12 protein-coding genes and 1 pseudogene are annotated in these 18,448 nt (G+C 65.5%); 9 read left to right on the forward strand and 4 right to left on the reverse strand.

Annotated features, from left to right (window positions below):
- Position 1: 1 nt before the first annotated feature.
- Positions 2–1,009 (reverse strand): hypothetical protein, encoded by a 1,008-nt coding sequence (locus HQN78_RS07220; RefSeq protein ID WP_235088784.1) that lies wholly within the window; start codon positions 1,007–1,009, stop codon positions 2–4.
- Between the two features lie 240 nt (positions 1,010–1,249).
- Between HQN78_RS07220 and HQN78_RS07225 the strand changes: the two genes are divergently transcribed.
- The 5 genes and pseudogenes from HQN78_RS07225 (at position 1,250) to HQN78_RS07245 (ending at position 8,745) form a co-directional block, all read left to right on the forward strand.
- The gene (locus tag HQN78_RS07225) at positions 1,250–2,584 is read left to right on the forward strand and encodes a peptidoglycan DD-metalloendopeptidase family protein (protein ID WP_107799195.1); all 1,335 of its coding nucleotides are present in this window, start codon (positions 1,250–1,252) and stop codon (positions 2,582–2,584) included.
- Positions 2,584–3,681, forward strand: a complete 1,098-nt coding sequence (locus tag HQN78_RS07230; RefSeq protein WP_235088786.1) for an anhydro-N-acetylmuramic acid kinase — start codon at positions 2,584–2,586, stop codon at positions 3,679–3,681. The genes HQN78_RS07225 and HQN78_RS07230 overlap by 1 nt, the downstream gene beginning before the upstream one ends.
- 116 nt (positions 3,682–3,797) lie before the next feature.
- Positions 3,798–6,095 (forward strand): DNA translocase FtsK, encoded by a 2,298-nt coding sequence (locus HQN78_RS07235; RefSeq protein WP_235088788.1) that lies wholly within the window; start codon positions 3,798–3,800, stop codon positions 6,093–6,095.
- Positions 6,096–6,154: 59 nt separating this feature from the next.
- On the forward strand, positions 6,155–7,243 hold the full coding sequence (gene hemH, locus HQN78_RS07240; RefSeq protein ID WP_107799198.1) for a ferrochelatase: 1,089 nt from the start codon (positions 6,155–6,157) through the stop codon (positions 7,241–7,243).
- A 279-nt stretch (positions 7,244–7,522) separates the two neighbouring features.
- Positions 7,523–8,745, forward strand: a pseudogene (locus HQN78_RS07245) (branched-chain amino acid ABC transporter substrate-binding protein).
- A gap of 148 nt (positions 8,746–8,893) precedes the next feature.
- Here HQN78_RS07245 and HQN78_RS07250 read toward each other — a convergent pair.
- From HQN78_RS07250 to HQN78_RS07260, 3 genes are read right to left on the reverse strand one after another with little or no spacing between them, the layout of a single operon-like run.
- Positions 8,894–9,709 (reverse strand): crotonase/enoyl-CoA hydratase family protein, encoded by an 816-nt coding sequence (locus tag HQN78_RS07250; RefSeq protein ID WP_199225860.1) that lies wholly within the window; start codon positions 9,707–9,709, stop codon positions 8,894–8,896.
- Positions 9,706–10,200, reverse strand: coding sequence for a DUF4442 domain-containing protein (locus HQN78_RS07255; protein WP_227108215.1), 495 nt, complete (start codon positions 10,198–10,200; stop codon positions 9,706–9,708). Before HQN78_RS07255 ends, HQN78_RS07250 begins: the two co-directional genes overlap by 4 nt.
- A 56-nt stretch (positions 10,201–10,256) precedes the next feature.
- A complete protein-coding gene (locus HQN78_RS07260) occupies positions 10,257–10,841 on the reverse strand; it encodes a TetR/AcrR family transcriptional regulator (protein WP_107799199.1) in 585 nt (194 codons plus the stop codon).
- Between the two features lie 223 nt (positions 10,842–11,064).
- Here HQN78_RS07260 and HQN78_RS07265 point away from each other — a divergent pair, with 223 nt between their 5' ends.
- The 4 genes from HQN78_RS07265 (at position 11,065) to HQN78_RS07280 (ending at position 18,443) form a co-directional block, all read left to right on the forward strand.
- Positions 11,065–13,113: a site-specific recombinase gene (locus HQN78_RS07265; protein WP_235088789.1), complete on the forward strand. Its 2,049-nt coding sequence runs from the start codon at positions 11,065–11,067 to the stop codon at positions 13,111–13,113.
- Between the two features lie 216 nt (positions 13,114–13,329).
- The gene (gene fliD, locus HQN78_RS07270) at positions 13,330–14,688 is read left to right on the forward strand and encodes a flagellar filament capping protein FliD (RefSeq protein WP_107799201.1); all 1,359 of its coding nucleotides are present in this window, start codon (positions 13,330–13,332) and stop codon (positions 14,686–14,688) included.
- Between the two features lie 209 nt (positions 14,689–14,897).
- The gene (locus tag HQN78_RS07275; protein ID WP_235088790.1) at positions 14,898–15,893 is read left to right on the forward strand and encodes an LD-carboxypeptidase; all 996 of its coding nucleotides are present in this window, start codon (positions 14,898–14,900) and stop codon (positions 15,891–15,893) included.
- A gap of 102 nt (positions 15,894–15,995) precedes the next feature.
- Positions 15,996–18,443, forward strand: a complete 2,448-nt coding sequence (locus tag HQN78_RS07280) for an alpha/beta fold hydrolase (protein WP_235088791.1) — start codon at positions 15,996–15,998, stop codon at positions 18,441–18,443.
- Positions 18,444–18,448 lie beyond the last annotated feature (5 nt).

An 18,448-nucleotide genomic window follows, 5' to 3' on the forward strand; every position in this document is an offset into this window, starting at 1 on the left:
CTCAATACAAGGCGGACAGCGGCAGCGGCCGCTTCCAGAATTTCCACAGGTCGTTGCGGCGCGCCCTCAGCTCCAGCCCCTCGGGGCCGTGCGCGCGCAAGACCAGGCTATCGATCCGGCCCTGGCGCAGCGCCTGCAGCAAGGGCGCGAACCAGTCGCGCTCCAGGCGCTGCAGCGCTTCGCGCCAGCCCCAGACGTCGCGGTACTGCGCCGCCGCCTGCAGCGCGTCCAGCACCAGCAGGCTGTCGCGGCCGCCGGCCTGGTCGACGAAGCCGGAAAAATCGTAAGGCGCCGGCAAGCAGGGTTCGCCGGCCTCGGCGGCGATCCAGCCCAGCCAGTCCTCGTCGGCGAACACCTGCTCGGCCGGCGCGCGCCAGCCCGGCTCCGCGCCGCCGCCCCACAGCCACAGGCTGTTGACGCCGAGTTCGCCGCGCGCCTCGCGCTCGTCGTTCAATGGATGGGCGTACAACAGCATCTGCAATTCATTCAGCAGCCGGCTCCAGTCCAGGCCGCGCTCGCCCTGCGGCAAATGCGCGTTGATGTCCTCGCCCACCACGTCCGGCAGCGGACTGAAGCTCGCGGCGGCCGGCGCGTCCAGCTGCAGCAGCCAGCGGCCCGGCTCCAGCGGGTGGATGCGCCAGCCGTCGTCGGCGAAATGACGGTTCGCCGCGTCGGCCAGGGTTTCGGCCTCGGCCTGGCTCAAGCTCATCACGCCGATATCGGCCAGCAAGGCGCGGTCGCGGTCCACGCGCACATGCACCGGATCGGCCAGCAGCCAGTCCCCCCGCTCCGCCGGCAAGCCGGCGCCGCGCGCCCGCAGCCGCGCCAGACCCGCCGCGGAGCCGCGCCACGGCGCGGTCAACAGTTCGCTCAGCGCCGCCGGCCTGGCGACGCGTTCGCCCTGGCCCAGCAGACGCTGCAAGGCGGGCAAATCCAGGCCCTTGCACACATCGGCGCCGTCGTGGCCGTCCAGCCAGAGCAGACCGGGCAACAACAATGTCAATTTCATTTATCGCTACACATGGATGACAAGATCGAAGTAATATCAAAGCCTTGCAAAAACGCCCTGGCATGGACGCCCGGCGAAATCAGGCGGATAGCATCCGGAATCGCGGCTATAATTTACAGTTTGCACAGGAACTTATGCCGCGCAAGCTCCCCAAATGTTGAGACGCGGCCGCAAGGCCTGTGATTGGCAAATACGGAATTTACATAAGGTTGGCTCATGGCCAGCCTTTTATAGTGAACGATGGATTATCGCAAACTGCTACATATCCCGCAAAAATGCTTCCACAAGCTGATGAACCACCATCTGAGCTTGATCGGCGCGGCCGCCTCCCTGCCCTTGTTCGGCATGGCCACCGCTTTCGCCGTGGCTCAGAACGGCGCCCAACCCGCCGCCGCGGACATCCAGCAAAAAGAAGTGACCGAACAACTCAGCCTGCCCGCCTTCAGCTTCAGCGAGAGCGGCACCCGTTATTGGCGGGACGAGGCGATACAGCGAGGCGACACCATCGCCCGCGTGTTGAACCGGCTGGGCATCCGCGACAGCGAAGCCAACCGCTTCCTGCACTCCAGCCCCTTGTCCAAGGACCTGCTCAAGTTGAAGACCGGCGCCACGCTGTCGGTGCAAACCAACGATCTGGGCGAACTCTTCGGCCTGCGCTTCCTCAATGACGACGAGAACGGCGAACAGGTGCTGGTGGCCATCGAAAAGGTCAAAGGCGAATGGCAGGCCAGCGCCGACCCGATCGCCACCGAGGCGGTGCAGACGGTGCGCTCGCTGCTGATCACCCGCTCGGTCGGCGCCGCGCTGGCCAAGGCCCAGGTGCCGCGCGACATCCGCGCCCAGCTGACGGAAATCTTCGCCGATCAGTTCAACATCAACTCCCTGGGCAAGGGCGACCGCATCAATCTGGTGTACGAAACCCTGCTCTACAACGGCGCGCCCATCGCCGCCGGCAACCTGCTGGCGGTGGAAATCCAGCGCTCCGGCAAGCTGCACCAGGCGTTCTACTTCGCCCACGACAGCGAATCCGGCGCCTATTACGACGCGCAAGGCAAGCCGATCAAACAGGGCTTCAGCCACCAGCCGGTGGCCAACGCCCGCATCAGCTCCGGCTTCGGCTTCCGCAAACACCCGATCCTGCGCTCGCTGCGCCTGCATTCCGGCGTGGACTACGCCGCCGTCACCGGCACCCCCATCATCGCCCCGGCAGACGGCACCATGGTCAAGGTGGAGCGTCAAAACGGCTATGGCAATATGGTGGAAATCCGCCACAATCAGAAAATGACCACGCTGTACGCGCACATGAGCCGCTTCGCCCAAGGCGCCCGCTCCGGCAAGAGCGTCAAGGCCGGCGAGGTGATAGGCTATGTCGGCAGCACCGGCCGCTCCACCGGCCCGCATCTGCACTTTGAAGTGCGGATCAACGGCCAGGCGGTGGACCCGGCCACCAACGCGCTGCCGACCCCGGGCCTGAGCGCCACCCAGCTGGCCGAGTTCAAATCCGGCAACCAATCGCTGACCGCGCACCTGAAACTGCTGCGCGAACTGCCCACCAATATCGCATTGCTAGACTGATGAATGAACGCTTGATCGGACTGATGTCCGGCACCAGCCTGGACGGCGTCGACGCCGTGCTGGTGCGCTTCGACGAACAGGGCGCGCCCAGCGTGGAAGCCGACCACTTCGTCGCCTACCCGCCGCGGCTGCGCGAACGGGCGCTGGCGCTGCAGGCGATCGGCGACAACGAACTGGACCGCGCCGCCCGGCTGGCCAATGAACTGGCCGAACTCTACGCTCAGGCCGTCAACGGCCTGCTGGCGGCCGAGGGACTGAAGCCGGCCGACATCGCCGCCGTCGCCAGCCACGGCCAGACCATACGTCACGCGCCGGACGCCGGCTACACCTGGCAAATCGGCAATATGGCCCGCCTCGCCGAACTGAGCGGCATCGACGTGATCGCCGACTTCCGCAGCCGCGACCTGGCCGCCGGCGGCCAAGGCGCGCCCTTGGTGCCGGCCTTCCACCAGGCGGTGTTCGGCGCGCCGGAACAAAACCGCGTGATCCTGAACATCGGCGGCATCAGCAATCTGACCCGGCTGCATCCGGGCCAGGCGGTGGTCGGCTTCGACTGCGGCCCCGGCAATATGCTGATGGACGCCTGGTGCCTGCGTCATCAGGGCCGGCCCTACGACGCCGACGGCCAGTGGGCGGCCCAGGGCGCGGTGGAGAACTCGCTGCTGCAGGCCTTGCTGGACGAACCCTTCTTCCGTCTGCCGCCGCCCAAGAGCACCGGACGCGATCTGTTCGACCTGCCCTGGCTGGAGCAAAAGCTGCTGGGCCGCCATGTGCCCGCCGCGGACGTGCAAGCCACGCTGCTGGAATTGAGCGCGCGCGGCATCGCCCAGGCCATCGCCCTGCACTGCCCCGGCAATCAGACAGTCTTCGTCTGCGGCGGCGGCGCGCGCAACGGCGCGCTGATGCGCCGGCTGGCCGCGCTGCTGCCGGAGCAAGCCATCGCCGGCACCGCCGCGCTGGGCCTGCCCGAGCACCAAGTGGAGGCCGCCGCCTTCGCCTGGCTGGGCTGGCGCTTCTTGCGCCGCCTGGCCGGCAACCTGCCGGAAGTGACCGGCGCCGCCGGCGGACGCGTGCTCGGCGCGCTGTATCCCCGCTAAGCGTTTCAATAGGGAACGCCATCAAGTCTTGTCAGCGGAACTGAATACATTCCGACACGCTTAAACCGGGCGTGTCAGGCTATAATCAGCGACAGTCATAGCCGAACAAGAGAAAAATGCGACTTTTCAAGCGCAAAGCCGTAGTCAAAAACAGCCAGACGCCGCTGCCGCCGCAGCTGGCCTCGCTGCTGCGCGAGGCGTGGTGGCTGCTGATGGCCGTGCTGGCCGTCTATCTGGTGCTGGTGCTGGCCAGCTACTCCCCGCTCGACCCCTCCTGGTCCCACAGCTCTTCCGACCCCACGGTGCGCAACTACGGCGGCGCTTTCGGCGCCTGGCTGTCCGATATGCTGCTCTATGTGTTCGGCCTGTCCGCCTGGTGGCTGGTGGTGTTCTGCCTGGTGGCCATCGCCTGGGGCTATCAGCGGATGGAAACCCTGGGCTTCAAGCTCAATCCCATCACCGTCGCCGCCATCGGTGGCTTTCTGCTGCTGCTGTTTTCCAGCGCCAGCATTGAAGCCATCATCCTAGCCGAAAAAGCGCTGAATCTGCCGCTGTCCGCCGGCGGCATGCTGGGACATTTCATCGGCCTAGGCATCGCCCACGGCCTGGGCCTGTCCGGCGCCTATCTCTTGCTCAGCGTGCTGGCCGCCATCGGCTTCTCCCTGTTCACCGGCCTGTCCTGGCTGGACATCATGGAACGCCTGGGCGGCGCGCTGGAAGACGGCGCCCTGAAGCTGTGGCACAGCTGGCAGGCGCGCAAGGACAGGGAAATCGGCAAGGAAACCGCGCAGAAGCGCGAAGCCAAGATCACCACCGAGAAAAAGAAGAACGAAGAGAAAATCCCTCTGCGCATCGAACCGCCGGTGCTGGACGTGCCGCTGTCCACCAAGGCGCAAAAGCCGGTGCAGCACTCCTTGTTCGCCGACCCCAAGGACGGCGCGCTGCCCGGCCTGACGCTGCTGGAAGCGCCCAAGGAGCAGCAGGAGCCGGTATCGCAGGACACGGTGGAATACACCTCGCGGCTGATCGAACGCAAGCTGGCCGACTTCGGCGTCGACGTCAAAGTGGTGGCCGCCTATCCCGGCCCGGTGATCACCCGCTACGAGGTGGAGCCCGCGGTGGGCGTCAAGGGCGCTCAGGTGGTCAACCTGATGAAGGACCTGGCGCGCGCGCTGTCCCTGGTATCCATCCGCGTGGTGGAGACCATTCCCGGCAAAACCTATATGGGCCTGGAGCTGCCCAATCCCAAACGCCAGATCGTGCGTCTGTCGGAAATCGTCGGCTCCGACGGCTACCAGAACATGGCCTCCCGGCTGACCATGGCGCTGGGCAAGGACATCGCCGGCCAGCCCGTGTCCGCCGACCTCGCCAAGATGCCGCACGTGCTGGTGGCCGGCACCACCGGCTCCGGCAAGTCCGTGGCCATCAACGCGATGATCTTGTCCCTGCTCTACAAGTCCACGCCCAAGGAAGTGCGGCTGATCATGGTCGACCCCAAGATGCTGGAATTGTCGATCTACGAAGGCATTCCGCATCTGCTGGCCCCGGTGGTCACCGATATGAAACAGGCCGCCAACGCGCTGAACTGGTGCGTGGCGGAGATGGAACGCCGCTACAAGCTGATGTCCAAGCTGGGCGTGCGCAATCTGGCCGGCTTCAATCAGAAGATCAAGGACGCGGACAAGGCCGGCGAGAAGATCCCCAACCCCTTCAGCCTGTCGCCGGAAACGCCTGAACCGCTGGACACCCTGCCGCTGATCGTGGTGGTGATCGACGAGCTGGCCGACCTGATGATGGTGGCCGGCAAGAAGATCGAGGAATTGATCGCGCGGCTGGCGCAGAAGGCGCGCGCCGCCGGCATCCATCTGATCCTGGCCACCCAGCGGCCGTCGGTGGACGTGATCACCGGCCTGATCAAGGCCAATATCCCGACGCGGATCGCCTTCCAGGTGTCCAGCAAGATAGACAGCCGCACCATTCTGGACCAGATGGGCGCGGAAACCCTGCTGGGCCAGGGCGACATGCTCTATCTGCCGCCGGGCACCGGCTACCCGGTGCGGGTGCACGGCGCCTTCGTCGCCGACGAGGAAGTCCACCATGTGGTGGAGTTCCTGAAAAGCACCGGCGGACCGGACTATGTGGAAGGCATTCTCACCGGCCAAAGCGAGGGCGACGACGGCGCGTCCTCCGGCCTCGACGGCGAATCCGACGGCGAAGCCGACCCGCTTTACGACGAAGCCGTCGCCATCGTGCTCAAGACGCGCAAGGCGTCCATCTCCTCGGTGCAGCGTCATCTGCGCATAGGCTACAACCGCGCCGCGCGGCTGATCGAGCAAATGGAGTCCGCCGGCCTGGTTTCGGCGATGGAAAGCAACGGCAACCGCGCAGTGCTGGCGCCGTCCCGCGAAGACTAAGACAAGCCACCAAACCCGGCCGGGCGCCATGCCGCCCGGCCTCAACCAAGAGGTCCCGCATGGCGGATTTCAAGCCCGAACCCCCGTTTCGTCACGACTACGCGCCCAAGACCGGCGTACTGCTGATGAATCTGGGCACGCCGCAAGCGCCCACCGCCAAGGCGCTGCGCCCCTACCTGAAAGAATTCCTGTCCGACCGCCGCGTGATCGAAATCCCGCGCGCGCTCTGGTGGCTGATCCTCAATGGCGTGATCCTGAACACCCGCCCGGCCCAATCCGCCAAGAAATACGCGGCGATCTGGGAAAAGGACGGTTCGCCGCTCTACACCCACACCCGCAAACAGGCGGCGCTGATCAAGGGCCAGTTGGGCGAGATGGGCTTGCGCAATCTGGTGGTGGACTTCGCCATGCGCTACGGCGAGCCTTCGGTGGAAAATGTGATCGCCCGCATGCGCGAACAAGGCGTGGAACGGCTGCTGGTGCTGCCCTTGTATCCGCAATACGCGGCCTCCTCCAGCGCCACCGCCTTGGATCAGGTCTTCCGCGCGCTGATGAAGCTGCGCAATATGCCGGAACTGCGCACCGTTCGCCATTTCCACGACGACCCCGGCTATATCCGCGCGCTGGCGGAACAAGTGCGCGCGCATTGGCGCGAACACGGCCGCGGCGACAAATTGGTGATGAGCTTCCACGGCGTGCCGCGCTTCACCCGCGACAAGGGCGACCCCTATCACTGCGAATGCCAGAAAACCGGACGCTTATTGGCGGAAGCGCTGGGCTTGACGCAACAGGAGTACCAAGTCTGTTTCCAAAGCCGTTTCGGCCGCGCGGAATGGCTGCAGCCTTATACCAGCGAAGTATTGGCTCAGTTGGGCAAAGACAAGACCGGCAAGCTGGATATTCTCTGTCCCGGCTTTATCGCCGATTGCCTGGAAACGCTGGAAGAAATCGCGATGGAAGGCAAGGAGACCTTTCTCAGCCATGGCGGCGGCGAATATCGATACATTTCGTGTTTGAATGAAAACCCGCAATGGATTCACGCAATCTCGACTATGATCAAACAGAATCTGGCGGGATGGTGCGAGGCCCCGGAGGAAAACGCCCCGCTGCGCCAGGAACGGGCCAAGGCCTTGGGCGCCAAAACCTGAAACCGGACTGCCGGCAAAAATCCGAACAAGTCGTTTAAATTCAAAAACTTGAAAAACAAGAAACGCCACCTGGCAGTTATTCCAGGTGGCGTTTGCGCTTTAGACACACCATTACCCAAGAAGTTTACAAATAGTTGCACCCCTCCCCGGTTTTGACATTGACACTCGCGCAAACAGCTACCCATAATCAAACGCAACCAATGGTCATTTTCACCAAATACCGTTGGCCACAAAGAGATGACTAGAGTCTACAGAATAGAGAATCAGGGGATACATCACATGAACAAATATGTCCGCCTCAGCGTCATTGCCGCTGCCGCCATGACCCTGGCCGCCTGCGGCAAGCAAGAGCAACCGGCCGCCAATCAGGCGGCTTCGGCCCGGCTCAAGCCGCAGGCGACGGCGCCGTCGTCAAGATCGGCCAGGTATCGCCGATGTCCGGTCCGATTTCCCATCTGGGCAAGGACAATGAATACGGCGCCAAGCTGGCCATTGCCGACCTGAACGCCGCCGGCGTGGAGATCGGCGGCAAGAAGCTCAAATTCGAACTGGTGTCGGAAGACGACCAGGGCGACCCGAAGATCGGCACCCAAGTGGCGCAGCGCCTGGTTGACGCCGGCGTGGCCGGCGTGGTGGGCCACCTGAACTCCGGCACCACCATCCCCGCGTCCAAGATTTACTCCGACGCCGGCATTCCGCAGATCTCTCCGTCCGCCACCAACCCGGACTACACCAAGCAAGGCTTCAAGACCACTTTCCGCGTGATCGCCAACGACGTGCAGCAAGGCCGCGCGCTGGGCGAATTCGCCGCCACCGGTCTGAAAGCCAAGAAGATCGCCATCATCGACGACCGCACCGCCTACGGCCAGGGCCTGGCCGATCAGTTCGAGGCCGCGGTCAAGGGCAAGGGCGCCGAAGTGGTGAAACGCGAGTTCACCACCAACACCGCCACCGACTTCAACGCCATTCTGACCTCGATCAAGGCCAGCAAGCCGGACCTGATCTTCTACGGCGGCATGGACGCGCAAGCCGGCCCGCTGGCGAAGCAGATGCAGCGCCTGGGCCTCAAGGCCAAGCTGATGGGCGGCGACGGTTGGCAGACGCCGGAATTCATCAAGCTGGCCGGCGAGGCTTCCGACGGCCAGTACGCGTCCAGCTGCGGCGTGCCGCGCGACAAGATGCCGGGCTTCGCGGCGTTCAACGACAAGTTCAAGAAGCAATTCAACACCGAGGTGCAGATCTACGCGCCGTATGAGTACGACGCGGTGATGGTGTTGGTGGACGCGATGAAACGCGCCAAATCCACCGACCCCAAAACTTATCTGGCCGAAGTGGGCAAGACCGGCTACACCGGCGTGACCGGCAAGATCGCCTTTGACGACAAGGGCGACATCAAGAACGGCGCGGTAACCGTGTACCAGGTCAAGGGCGGCAAGTGGGAAGTGGTGTCCACCGTCGGCGGCGAAGCCGCCGCCGCGCCGGCCGCCAGCGCCGCCCAGTAAGCCCAGTCCTACCGCTTGAACCGAAGAGGCGCTCCGCGCCTCTTTTTTTGCGCCCCGCCGCTCACGAAGCGCGGCGGCGGGTGAACGGGGCCAAGAACGAACAATGGCGCCCTAAGGCGCCATTGGAAACCCGCGAGACAAGCCTCGCTCAGTCGCGGAACTGCGCCGCGTGCCCGGTCAGGATGGCCATGCCGGCCTTCTGGATGTCTTCGGAGATCAGCATCGCCGCGTTCCAGTTCGCCACATATTCAAGGCCGTCCGCCACCGAGTGGTCTCGGCTGTAATTGAGCACCTCCTTGCAGCCGCGCATCGCCAGCGGCGACTTGCCGGCGATCAGCCGCGCCGATTCCAGCGCCGCCGCCAGCACCGCGTCCGCATCCGGCAGCACGCGGTTGACCAGGCGGATGGCCAACGCTTCTTCCGCCGTCGCGTCGCGGCCGGTCAAGGCCAGCTCGCGCGCCAGGCCTTCGCCCACCACCCGCGGCAGCCGTTGCAGCGAGCCCACGTCCGCCACCATGCCGACGTCGATCTCGCGCACCGAAAATACCGCGTCCGCGGCCGCGAAGCGGAAATCCGCCGCCAGCGCGATGTCGAGGCCGCCGCCGACGCAGGCGCCGTGCACCGCGGCGATCACCGGCTTGCGGCAACGCTCCAGACTATTGACGCAGCCCTGCAGATCCAGGATCAGACGGCGCAATTTCTCGCGCTTGCGCGCCTCGCAGTCGTCGGCGATCTCCGCCTGGACGCCCATCAGCATGCCCAGGTCGATGCCGGAACAGAAATGACGCCCCTCGCCGGCCAGCACGCCCACGCGCGCGGCCGGGGTGTCGTCCAGCCACTCGAAGGCGGCCCGCAAGTCCTGCCACATCCGCTGGTTCAGCGCATTGGCCTTGTCCGCGCGATTGAGGCGGATCAAGGCCACGTGTTCGTTCAGCTCGATCCGTATCGTTTCCAGATTGATCATGCCGCCGCTCCTTGTTCCGGACGTTTCTTGGGAATCCACGCCCACAGCATTTCGCATTCGATCGGCGATTCGCCGGACTCGTCGGTGACCAGCACCGGCACCAGCACCTCGCCCTTTTCCGTGTCGTGCATCAGCTGGATCTGCTCCGCGTTCAGGCTGGCCACCGCGCGCATATCGCCTTGCGAGCGGCGCACGTAGTTGACCTTCATCGATTTGAGCAGCATCAGCTTGTCGTCCGGCATATTCATGCCGACGACGAAGCCGGTCGAGGTCTCCGCCAGCAGGGCCATCGCCGCGGCGTGCACGCCGCGGATGTGGTTCTGCACCTTCTTGCGGTTGCGGATGGACACCGTCAAACGCTGATGGCCCACCTCCTCGAAACGCAGGCCCGCGGTGGACAGAAACGGCACGATCTTGCCGAACATCATGCTCAATACCGTGCTGCGCATTCCCGCCGGCAACTTGCCCACTTTGTCGGCAATGCGGCTCATGCTGTTTTTCTTGTACTCCATGTAGCGCCCCTCTGTTGTTGTCGTGATTCCGGCACTCAATGCCCGCCCAGGCCCAGCACCGCGCGCACTTGCTGCTTGATGGTCTCCAGCGCGTGCTGATCTATGCGCGCCAGCTGCAGCGCCCCTTGCAAGGCGGAGAACAGCATCATGCCGATGGCCTCCGGCGTGCCGGCGTAACGCATCTGGCCGCTGGCCGCGCCGCGCCTAGTGATGTCCACCGCCCACAACCGCATCTCGTCGATGAAGGCCGCCGCTTCCCGCTGCATTTCCTCCGGCAGCGTCAGGAATTCGGTGCTGAGAATGCCGCTGGGACAGATCTGCCGGTGCTGCCGGTAATAGCTGTCGCTCAGACCGAAATACGCCTCCAGCTGCGCCTGGGGATCCAGCGCCGCCTGCTGGTCGATGAAGCGCTGGAAACGCCGGCGGTAACGCTGGATCAAGGCCACGCCCAGATCGCTTTTCTTGGGGAAGTGATAATGAATGGCGGCGTTGCGCACGCCCAGCTCCGAGCTGATGTGCTGGTAGCTGAAAGCGTTGAAGCCCCGGCTGAGCAGCAATTGCTCGGCGATGTCCAGGATGCGCTTGCGGGTGTCGGTCTTGGGATCTGGGCCTTGAGTCATGCGAAGCACTCTACTTACTGGTCAGTAAGGTGTCAATTGCGCGATTTTGCAAGCAAAGCTGGAAACTGAATCAATCGTCCCCATCTCTAAACCCCGATGCCGATTCCACGCGCCGCCGGCCATCCGCGCCGCGTCGGAAAATCAGCCCGCTTGCGCCTACCATTAAGGTCATGGGCCGGAATCGCGCCCCCATCACCCACTAGCCCCCTAACCAGCACCCTAGATGAGCGAAAACAATCAGTCCCCCAGCCTGGAGCAGGCCTTGCGCCAGATCAGCCAAGCGCCGGCCCAGCTCGACGCCCTGTCCGCGCTGCTGCAGTGCCTGCGCCCCGACGACGCCGGCAAGCCGCAACAAGCCGTCGTCAATCTGCAGGCGCTGTCCTATCTGCTGGAACACCATGCCGAATACCGCGCGGCCCTGCGCAAGGCGCTGCTGCAATTGCTGACCGAAACCCGGCAGATTCCGCTGTACACCGAATGCGGCATCCTGGCCAACGAAGGCTTCGGCTCCACCTTGCTGCGACGCGTCGGCGAACGCATTCTGCCCATGCCTTATAAGGCGGATTCGCTGCAGGACCGCTTCAGCCGGCTGTTCAGCTGGAAGCAGGACTACATCTGGCTGGCGGCCATCCCCGACGCCACCTGGCACGCGCTGTGGCGGGCGATGGCCTGGCAGGAGAACGACAACGCCGACGGCTGGCAGCAGACTCGGCTGCAGTTGCTGGAATCGGTGCAAGTGCTGTCGGCCCAGATCACCGCCATCGGCCTGGAGCCGGAGCTGGTGCGCATCAATCCGGACATCGAACGCTTCGAATCGCCGTTTCTCAATCTGAACGCCGAAGTGCAGCGCTACGTCGACGGCTACCGCCGCGATCTGATCGAGGGCCTGCCGCGCGCCGAGGACGACAAGCACGTGCTGGTGCTGCTGGACCAGTGCGAAAGCATACTCAACAAGGTGCGCAAGAACGCGCGCCGCTTCGGCATCTCGGTCAACCTCACCTACCACGGCCTGCGGCTGGCGCAGAGCATCGCCCGCATCCGCGCCTTGCTGGCCATCCTGGACCCGGAACACGACCCGGCCGCGGAACCGCACTTGTTCCAGCTCATCGTCACCTTCGCGCGCGCGGAAAACCGCAAATACAGCCTGCGCGATCTGTTCAAATCCAATGTGGAGCTGCTGGCGCTGCAAGTCACCGAGCACGCCGGCCGCCACGGCGAGCACTACATCGCGGAAAGCCGCAAGGAGTGGTCCGCCATGGCCAAGGCGGCGATGGGCGCCGGCCTCATCGTCGGCTTCATGGCGCTGATCAAGCTGATGCTCAGCCGCGGCCACCTGCCGCCGCTGTGGGAAGGCATCGCCTTCGGCCTCAACTACGCGATCGGCTTCATCATCGTGCAAATCCTGCACCTGACCATCGCCACCAAGCAGCCGGCGATGACCGCCGCGCGCATCGCCGCGGTGCTGCACGAAAACAACGGACAAAAGAAGCAGCTGGAGGACCTGGCCGACCTGGTGGTCAAAGTGATGCGCACCCAGTTCGTCGCCATCCTCGGCAATGTGCTGCTGGCCATCCCCACCGCCGGCCTGATCGCCTTCGCCTGGCAGGCCGCCTTCGGCGCGCCGGTGGTGGACGTGGCCAAGGCGCAAAGCCTGCTGCACGACATCGACCCCATCCACAGCCTGGCGCTGCCTCACGCCGCCATCGCCGGGGTGTTTCTGTTCCTGTCCGGCCTGATCGCCGGTTATTACGACAACAAGGCGATCTACCGCCGCATCCCTGAGCGCATCGCCTCCCACGCCGGGCTGAAGCGGCTATTGGGCGAAAACCGCGCCTGGAGACTGGGCAACTATATCGAACACAATCTGGGCGCGCTGGCCGGCAACTTCTACTTCGGCATGTTCCTGGGCCTGACCGGCACCATAGGCTTCATCCTCGGCCTGCCCATCGATATCCGCCACATCACCTTCTCCGCCGCCAATCTGGCCTTCGCCACCGTGGCGCAGGACTTCCAGCTGCCCCTGGCCACCGTGCTGCTCGGCTGCGCCGGCGTGGCGCTGATCGGCCTGACCAATCTGGCGGTCAGCTTCTCGCTGGCTTTGTGGGTGGCCTTGCGCTCGCGCAAGCTGTCCGGCAGCCTGCTGTGGCCGCTGGTGCCGATGCTGCTCAAGCGCTTCCTCAGCGCGCCGCTGTCCTTCTTCCTGCCGCCCAAGACCGTCGCGCAGGAAGACGCCGCCGCGGACCCCGCCGCCGAGCTCAAAAACCACTCTTGAGCCGCCGCAGGGCCGTCAACCGCCCGGCCCGGCCCGCGTTATTGCGAGAGTCGGGCCGGGGATTAAAGTTGACGGCCAAACGGCCGATAACATGACAGTATTCCCCCGCCGGCTGGCAGCCGGCGGCCCCGTGATGGAACACGCAACGACCACAACGCTTGATTTTCTCGCAAGACAAGCGCGCCAGCGGCAGCGGCGCGCCAGGGAGGCGTCGTCATGGCATCCATCACCACCAGCGTAGGGCCGCTGGACGTGCAAAGCATTGTCAGCCAGCTGATCGCAGTGGACTCGCAACCGCTGACCCAAAGCCAGAGCCGGGTCAGCAATTATCAGTCCCAGCTCAGCTCCATCGGCCAGATCAGCTCCGCGCTGTCCAGCCTGCAGACCGCCTCCACCGCCATGGCCTCCGGCAGCTTTCTGCAGCAATTCCAGATCGCCTCCACCGACAACACCATCGCCAGCGCCAGCGCCACCAGCGGCGGCGTGGCCGGCAACTACGCGCTCAACGTCACCCAGTTGGCCCAGCCGAGACAACTGGTGTTCGACCAAACCTCGGGCGGGCAAGCCATCACCGACCAGAACGCCGCGCTGGCCGGCGCGCCCGGCGCGCTGAGCTTCACCGTCAACGGGACCACCAGCACCGTGCAGCTGGGCCAGAACGGCTCCGCCGTCTCGCTGTCCTCCATCGCCGACAGCATCAATAGCGCCGGCATCGGCGTCAACGCCTCGGTGGTGGAGTACAACAGCAAGTTCTCGCTGGTACTGGCCTCCGCGCAATCCGGCCCCGCCAACGCCTTCAGCATCGCCGCCGGCGGCAGCGACAGCGGCGCCGCGTCCGGCAACACTCTGGCCGGCCTGAGCCAGAGCAGCGCGGCCGCCGGCGAATCCGCGGCGGCCCAGGACGCCTTGCTCACCGTCAACGGCGTCAATGTGTCCAGCAGCAGCAACACCCTGAGCAATGTGATCAACGGCGCCACCGTCAACCTCAACAAGCTGGGCCAGGTGACGCTGAACATGAGCCAGAACACCGCCAACGTCACCTCCACGCTGCAAACCTTCGTCAGCGCCTACAACCAGGTGATCAGCGCCAGCAACGCCGCCCTCAACGGCAGCATGAAGAACAATAGCGACGTCATCGGCCTGCAAGAGCAGCTGTCCGGCCTGCTCAGCACGCCGGTGCCGGGCGTCAACGCCTCCTCCTCTTACGCCTATCTGGCCCAGGTCGGCATCACCCAGCAGGCGGACGGCACGCTGAAACTGGATTCCAGCGCCTTCACCACCGCGCTGAACGCCGATCCCGGCGCGGTGGCCAATCTGTTCGGCAACGCCCAGAACAACGGCTACGCCAACGCCTTCAACACCGCTATCAACAATCTGCTGGGCCCCAACGGCATGATCACCGCCGATCAGGGCGACATCAACGTCAAGATCAACGACGAAACCAATCTGCAGGCTCAGCTCAACAACCAGTTGGCCAACGAGAAAAGCTCGCTGCTGAACGAATACACCGCGCTCAACAGCGAGCTGTCGGCCATGCAGCAATCCACCTCCAGCCTGGCCAATCTGCTGGCTTGAGCGCGGCGACGCCGGCGGCGGCGCTCTGCGCCGTCGCGGCGTTTGCCGTATACTGACGCAACTCACGCAGCCTCGCGCTGTCGAACCCCGTTTGCACCGGCCCTTCGGCCCCGGATTCAATGACTGCCCGCATTCAATACTCTCGTCGCCAACTACTCCAGATGGGCGCGCTCAGCGCCGGCCTTGGCCTCTTGCAAGGATGTCGCACCATGGTTGACCAATCCCTTCCCGCGCCGGCAGCCGTCGGCAGCAGCCTCTATTTCACCGCCTGCTCCGGCCCCTTGCCGGACGCGCGCCAAAAGCAGCAAGCCGTGGAGCGGCTGCGCCTGGCCGGCTATCAGCTGGAAAACGTCCAGGCGCTGGACCGCCGCCATCAGCGCTTCGCCGGCAGCGACGCGCAAAGGCTGGCCGACCTCAATCAGCTGATCTCGCGCCGCAGCGCGCCGCAGCTGCTGGTGGCCGGCCGCGGCGGCTACGGCGCCACGCGGCTGCTGCCCCACATCGACTACGGCCGGCTCTGCCCGCTGCTGCGCGAATCCGGCAGCCAGCTGATCGGCTACAGCGACTTCACCGCCATTCAGCTGGCCTTGCTGGCCAAGGGCGGGCTGGGCAGTTTCGCCGGCCCCATGGTCAGCGACTTCGGCGCCAAACAACCCAGCGCCTTCACCCTCAACGAATTCCTGACCACCACCACCACGGCCAACCGCCAGCTGCGCGTCGACGCGCCGCAGCGCCATAACGCCAGCGGCGAAGGCGTGTTCTGGGGCGGCAACCTCAGCGTGCTCAGCAGCCTGGTCGGCACGCCCTATCTGCCGGACATCAAGGGCGGCCTGCTGTTCCTGGAAGACGTCGCCGAACAGCCCTACCGCATCGAACGCATGCTGCAGCAGCTGCATCTGGCCGGCGTGCTGGCCAAACAGCGCGCCATTTTCATCGGCGATTTCAATATGAGCCGCCAGGTCGACCTCTACGACCCCGGCTACACCCTGGACGCGGTGCTGGCGGAAATCCGCCGTCTGACCGGCGTTCCGGTGCTGACAGGCATTCCTTTTGGTCATGTCCACGACAAGACCACGCTGCCGCTGGGCTTCCCGGCCCGCTTCAGCGCGGACGGCGGCGGCCTGACGCTGCAGTTCTTCGACTACCCGGTGACGCCGGCCAATCCGCAACAAAAAGAACTACTTAGCGTTCCCGCGCCGCTCTAGGGCGCTCGCGCCTTCCGCCGCCCGCGCGCGGCGCGCCTTGACGCTCCTGCGAGACTAGGGCAAGTTTTTCCGCTTGCCCGCCATCCCTCACAGGAGCCCCGCATGCCCCCTCGTATTCCGCTGCTGGCCGGCGCGCCGCTGATCGCCGGCCTGCTGGCCGCTGCGCCGTCAAGCGCCGCCGAACAGGGCTATCAGACCCCGCCCGCCGAATTGCGCGCCCTGGTGGACGCGCCGCGCCCGCCCTTGCAAAGCCTGGGCCCCAAGCGCCGGACCCTGCTGCAAATCCATCGCCCCGGTCTGCCCGGCATCGCCGACGTCGCCCAGCCCGAACTCAAGCTGGCCGGCTTGCGTCTGAACCCCGCCATGCGCGCCGCCAGCCGTTTCGACTTCGGCAACGCGCTAAGCCTGCTGGACGTGAAACAGGGCCGCAGCCGCGCGGTGCGCGGCCTGCCCGCCGGGGCCCGCATCGCCGACAGCGCCTGGTCCGCCGACGAAAGCCGCGTGGCTTTCAGCCTATGGGGCGCCAAGGGCGTGGAGCTGTGGCTGTTGGACGTGGCCGACGCCCGCGCGCGCCGGCTGGGCGAGGTCCACCTCAACGCCGCCACCGGCCCCGGCTTCGCCTGGTTCGGCGAACAGCTGCTGATCAAGCGCGTGCCGGCGAAACAGGGCCCGGCGCCGCGGCCGCCCCAGGCTCCGAGCGGCCCCAATATCCAGCAAAGCGAAGGTGGCGCGCCGTCCCAGACCCGGACCTATCCCGACCTGCTCAAGACCCCCTACGACGCCGACCTGCTGGACTACCAGCTGCAAAGCCAATTGGCCTTGCTCAGCCTGGACGGCAAGCTCAGCCCCATCGGCCAGCCCGACCGCTATCTCGGCGTCAGCGCTTCGCCCAATCGCCAATACCTGCTGGCCACCCGCCTGCAACGCCCCTACTCCGGCCTGGTGCCGATCTCCCGCTTCCCCAAGCGCGTCGACGTATTGGACCGGCAAGGCCGCATCGCGCATACCGTGACCCAGCGGCCGCTGCTGGAACGCATGCCTTCCGGCAACGACGCGGTGGAAACCGGCCCGCGCGAAATCGCCTGGCGCGCCGACGCGCCGGCCAGCCTGTTTTGGGTCGAAGCGCTGGACGGCGGCGACCCCGGACAAAACGCCGCCGAGCGCGACGCGCTCTATCTGCAAGCCGCGCCCTTCCAGCAAGCGCCGCGGCAGCTGCAGCGGCTGGCCAGCCGCTTCGCCGACGTCCGCTGGGGCCGCGGCGACCTGGCCCTGGTGCGCGAACACTGGTGGAAAAGCCGTGAACTGAAAGTCTGGCGCGCGCGCCCCGACCAGGACCGGCCGCCGGAACTGCTGAGCAGCCGCAAATCGGAAGACCGCTACAGCGACCCCGGCGAGGCGGCCATGATCAGCAACGCCAACGGACAATCCGTGCTGCAAACCACGCCGGACGGCAAGGCCATCTATCTGCTGGGCGAAGGCGCCGGCCCCGAAGGCGACCGTCCCTTCGTCGACCGCTACGCGCTGGACGACAAACGCGCCACGCGGCTATGGCAATCGCAAGCGCCCTGGTTCGAACGACCGGCCGCACTATTGGACGACGCAGGCCGGGACCTGCTGCTCAGCCGCGAATCCGTCAGCCAGCCGCCCAATCTCTACCGTCTGGCGCTGGGGCAAGCGTCCGGACCGCTGGCGCTGACCCATGTGCCGCACCCGACGCCGCAATTGAAGGACGTCGCCAAGACACTGCTGCGCTACCGGCGCGCCGACGGCGTGGCGCTGACCGCCACCCTCTATTTGCCGCCCGGCTACGAGGCCAAGCGCGACGGCCCGCTGCCGCTGCTGATGTGGGCCTATCCCACCGAGTTCAAAACCGCCGCCGCGGCGAGCCAGGTGACGGAATCGCCCTACCGCTTCAATCGGATCAGCTATTGGGGACCGCTGGCCATGCTGGCGCGCGGCTACGCGGTGCTGGACGATCCGGGCATGCCCATCGTCGGCGAAGGCGAGAAAGAGCCGAACGACAGCTATCTGCCGCAGCTGAAAATGAACGCCCAGGCCGCGGTGGACGAAGTGGTGCGCCTGGGCGTGGCCGACCCGGCCCGCATCGCCGTCGGCGGCCATTCCTACGGCGCCTTCATGAGCGCCAATCTGCTGGCGCACACCCGGCTGTTCCATGCCGGCATCGCCCGCTCCGGCGCCTACAACCGCACGCTGACGCCCTTCGGCTTCCAATCGGAGGAACGCAATTTCTGGCAGGCCAAAGAGGTTTATCAAGCCATGTCGCCGTTCAACTACGCCAATCAGATCAAGGACCCGCTCCTGCTGATCCACGGCGAAATGGACAACAACCCGGGCACCTTCCCGCTGCAAAGCGAGCGTCTATACCAGGCGCTGCAAGGCCTGGGCGCGGTTGCGCGGCTAGTGACCCTGCCGGCGGAAAGCCACGGCTACCGCGCTCGCGAATCGATATTGCACATGCTGTGGGAACAAGACCGCTGGCTGGGACGTTACCTGGGCCGCGCCGCGCCCACGAAGCGCAGCAGACCTTGAACAAG

This window comes from Chromobacterium sp. Beijing (assembly GCF_021496765.1).
Taxonomy (GTDB): Bacteria; Pseudomonadota; Gammaproteobacteria; order Burkholderiales; family Chromobacteriaceae; genus Chromobacterium.

What these genes read in the sequence shown, in the direction of transcription:
- HQN78_RS07220 (WP_235088784.1), bottom strand. Translation starts at nt 1,009, where the DNA reads ATGAAATTGACATTGTTGTTGCCCGGTCTGCTCTGGCTGGACGGCCAC.
- HQN78_RS07225 (WP_107799195.1), top strand. Translation starts at nt 1,250, where the DNA reads ATGGATTATCGCAAACTGCTACATATCCCGCAAAAATGCTTCCACAAG.
- HQN78_RS07230 (WP_235088786.1), top strand. Translation starts at nt 2,584, where the DNA reads ATGAATGAACGCTTGATCGGACTGATGTCCGGCACCAGCCTGGACGGC.
- HQN78_RS07235 (WP_235088788.1), top strand. Translation starts at nt 3,798, where the DNA reads ATGCGACTTTTCAAGCGCAAAGCCGTAGTCAAAAACAGCCAGACGCCG.
- hemH (WP_107799198.1), top strand. Translation starts at nt 6,155, where the DNA reads ATGGCGGATTTCAAGCCCGAACCCCCGTTTCGTCACGACTACGCGCCC.
- HQN78_RS07250 (WP_199225860.1), bottom strand. Translation starts at nt 9,709, where the DNA reads ATGATCAATCTGGAAACGATACGGATCGAGCTGAACGAACACGTGGCC.
- HQN78_RS07255 (WP_227108215.1), bottom strand. Translation starts at nt 10,200, where the DNA reads ATGAGCCGCATTGCCGACAAAGTGGGCAAGTTGCCGGCGGGAATGCGC.
- HQN78_RS07260 (WP_107799199.1), bottom strand. Translation starts at nt 10,841, where the DNA reads ATGACTCAAGGCCCAGATCCCAAGACCGACACCCGCAAGCGCATCCTG.
- HQN78_RS07265 (WP_235088789.1), top strand. Translation starts at nt 11,065, where the DNA reads ATGAGCGAAAACAATCAGTCCCCCAGCCTGGAGCAGGCCTTGCGCCAG.
- fliD (WP_107799201.1), top strand. Translation starts at nt 13,330, where the DNA reads ATGGCATCCATCACCACCAGCGTAGGGCCGCTGGACGTGCAAAGCATT.
- HQN78_RS07275 (WP_235088790.1), top strand. Translation starts at nt 14,898, where the DNA reads ATGGTTGACCAATCCCTTCCCGCGCCGGCAGCCGTCGGCAGCAGCCTC.
- HQN78_RS07280 (WP_235088791.1), top strand. Translation starts at nt 15,996, where the DNA reads ATGCCCCCTCGTATTCCGCTGCTGGCCGGCGCGCCGCTGATCGCCGGC.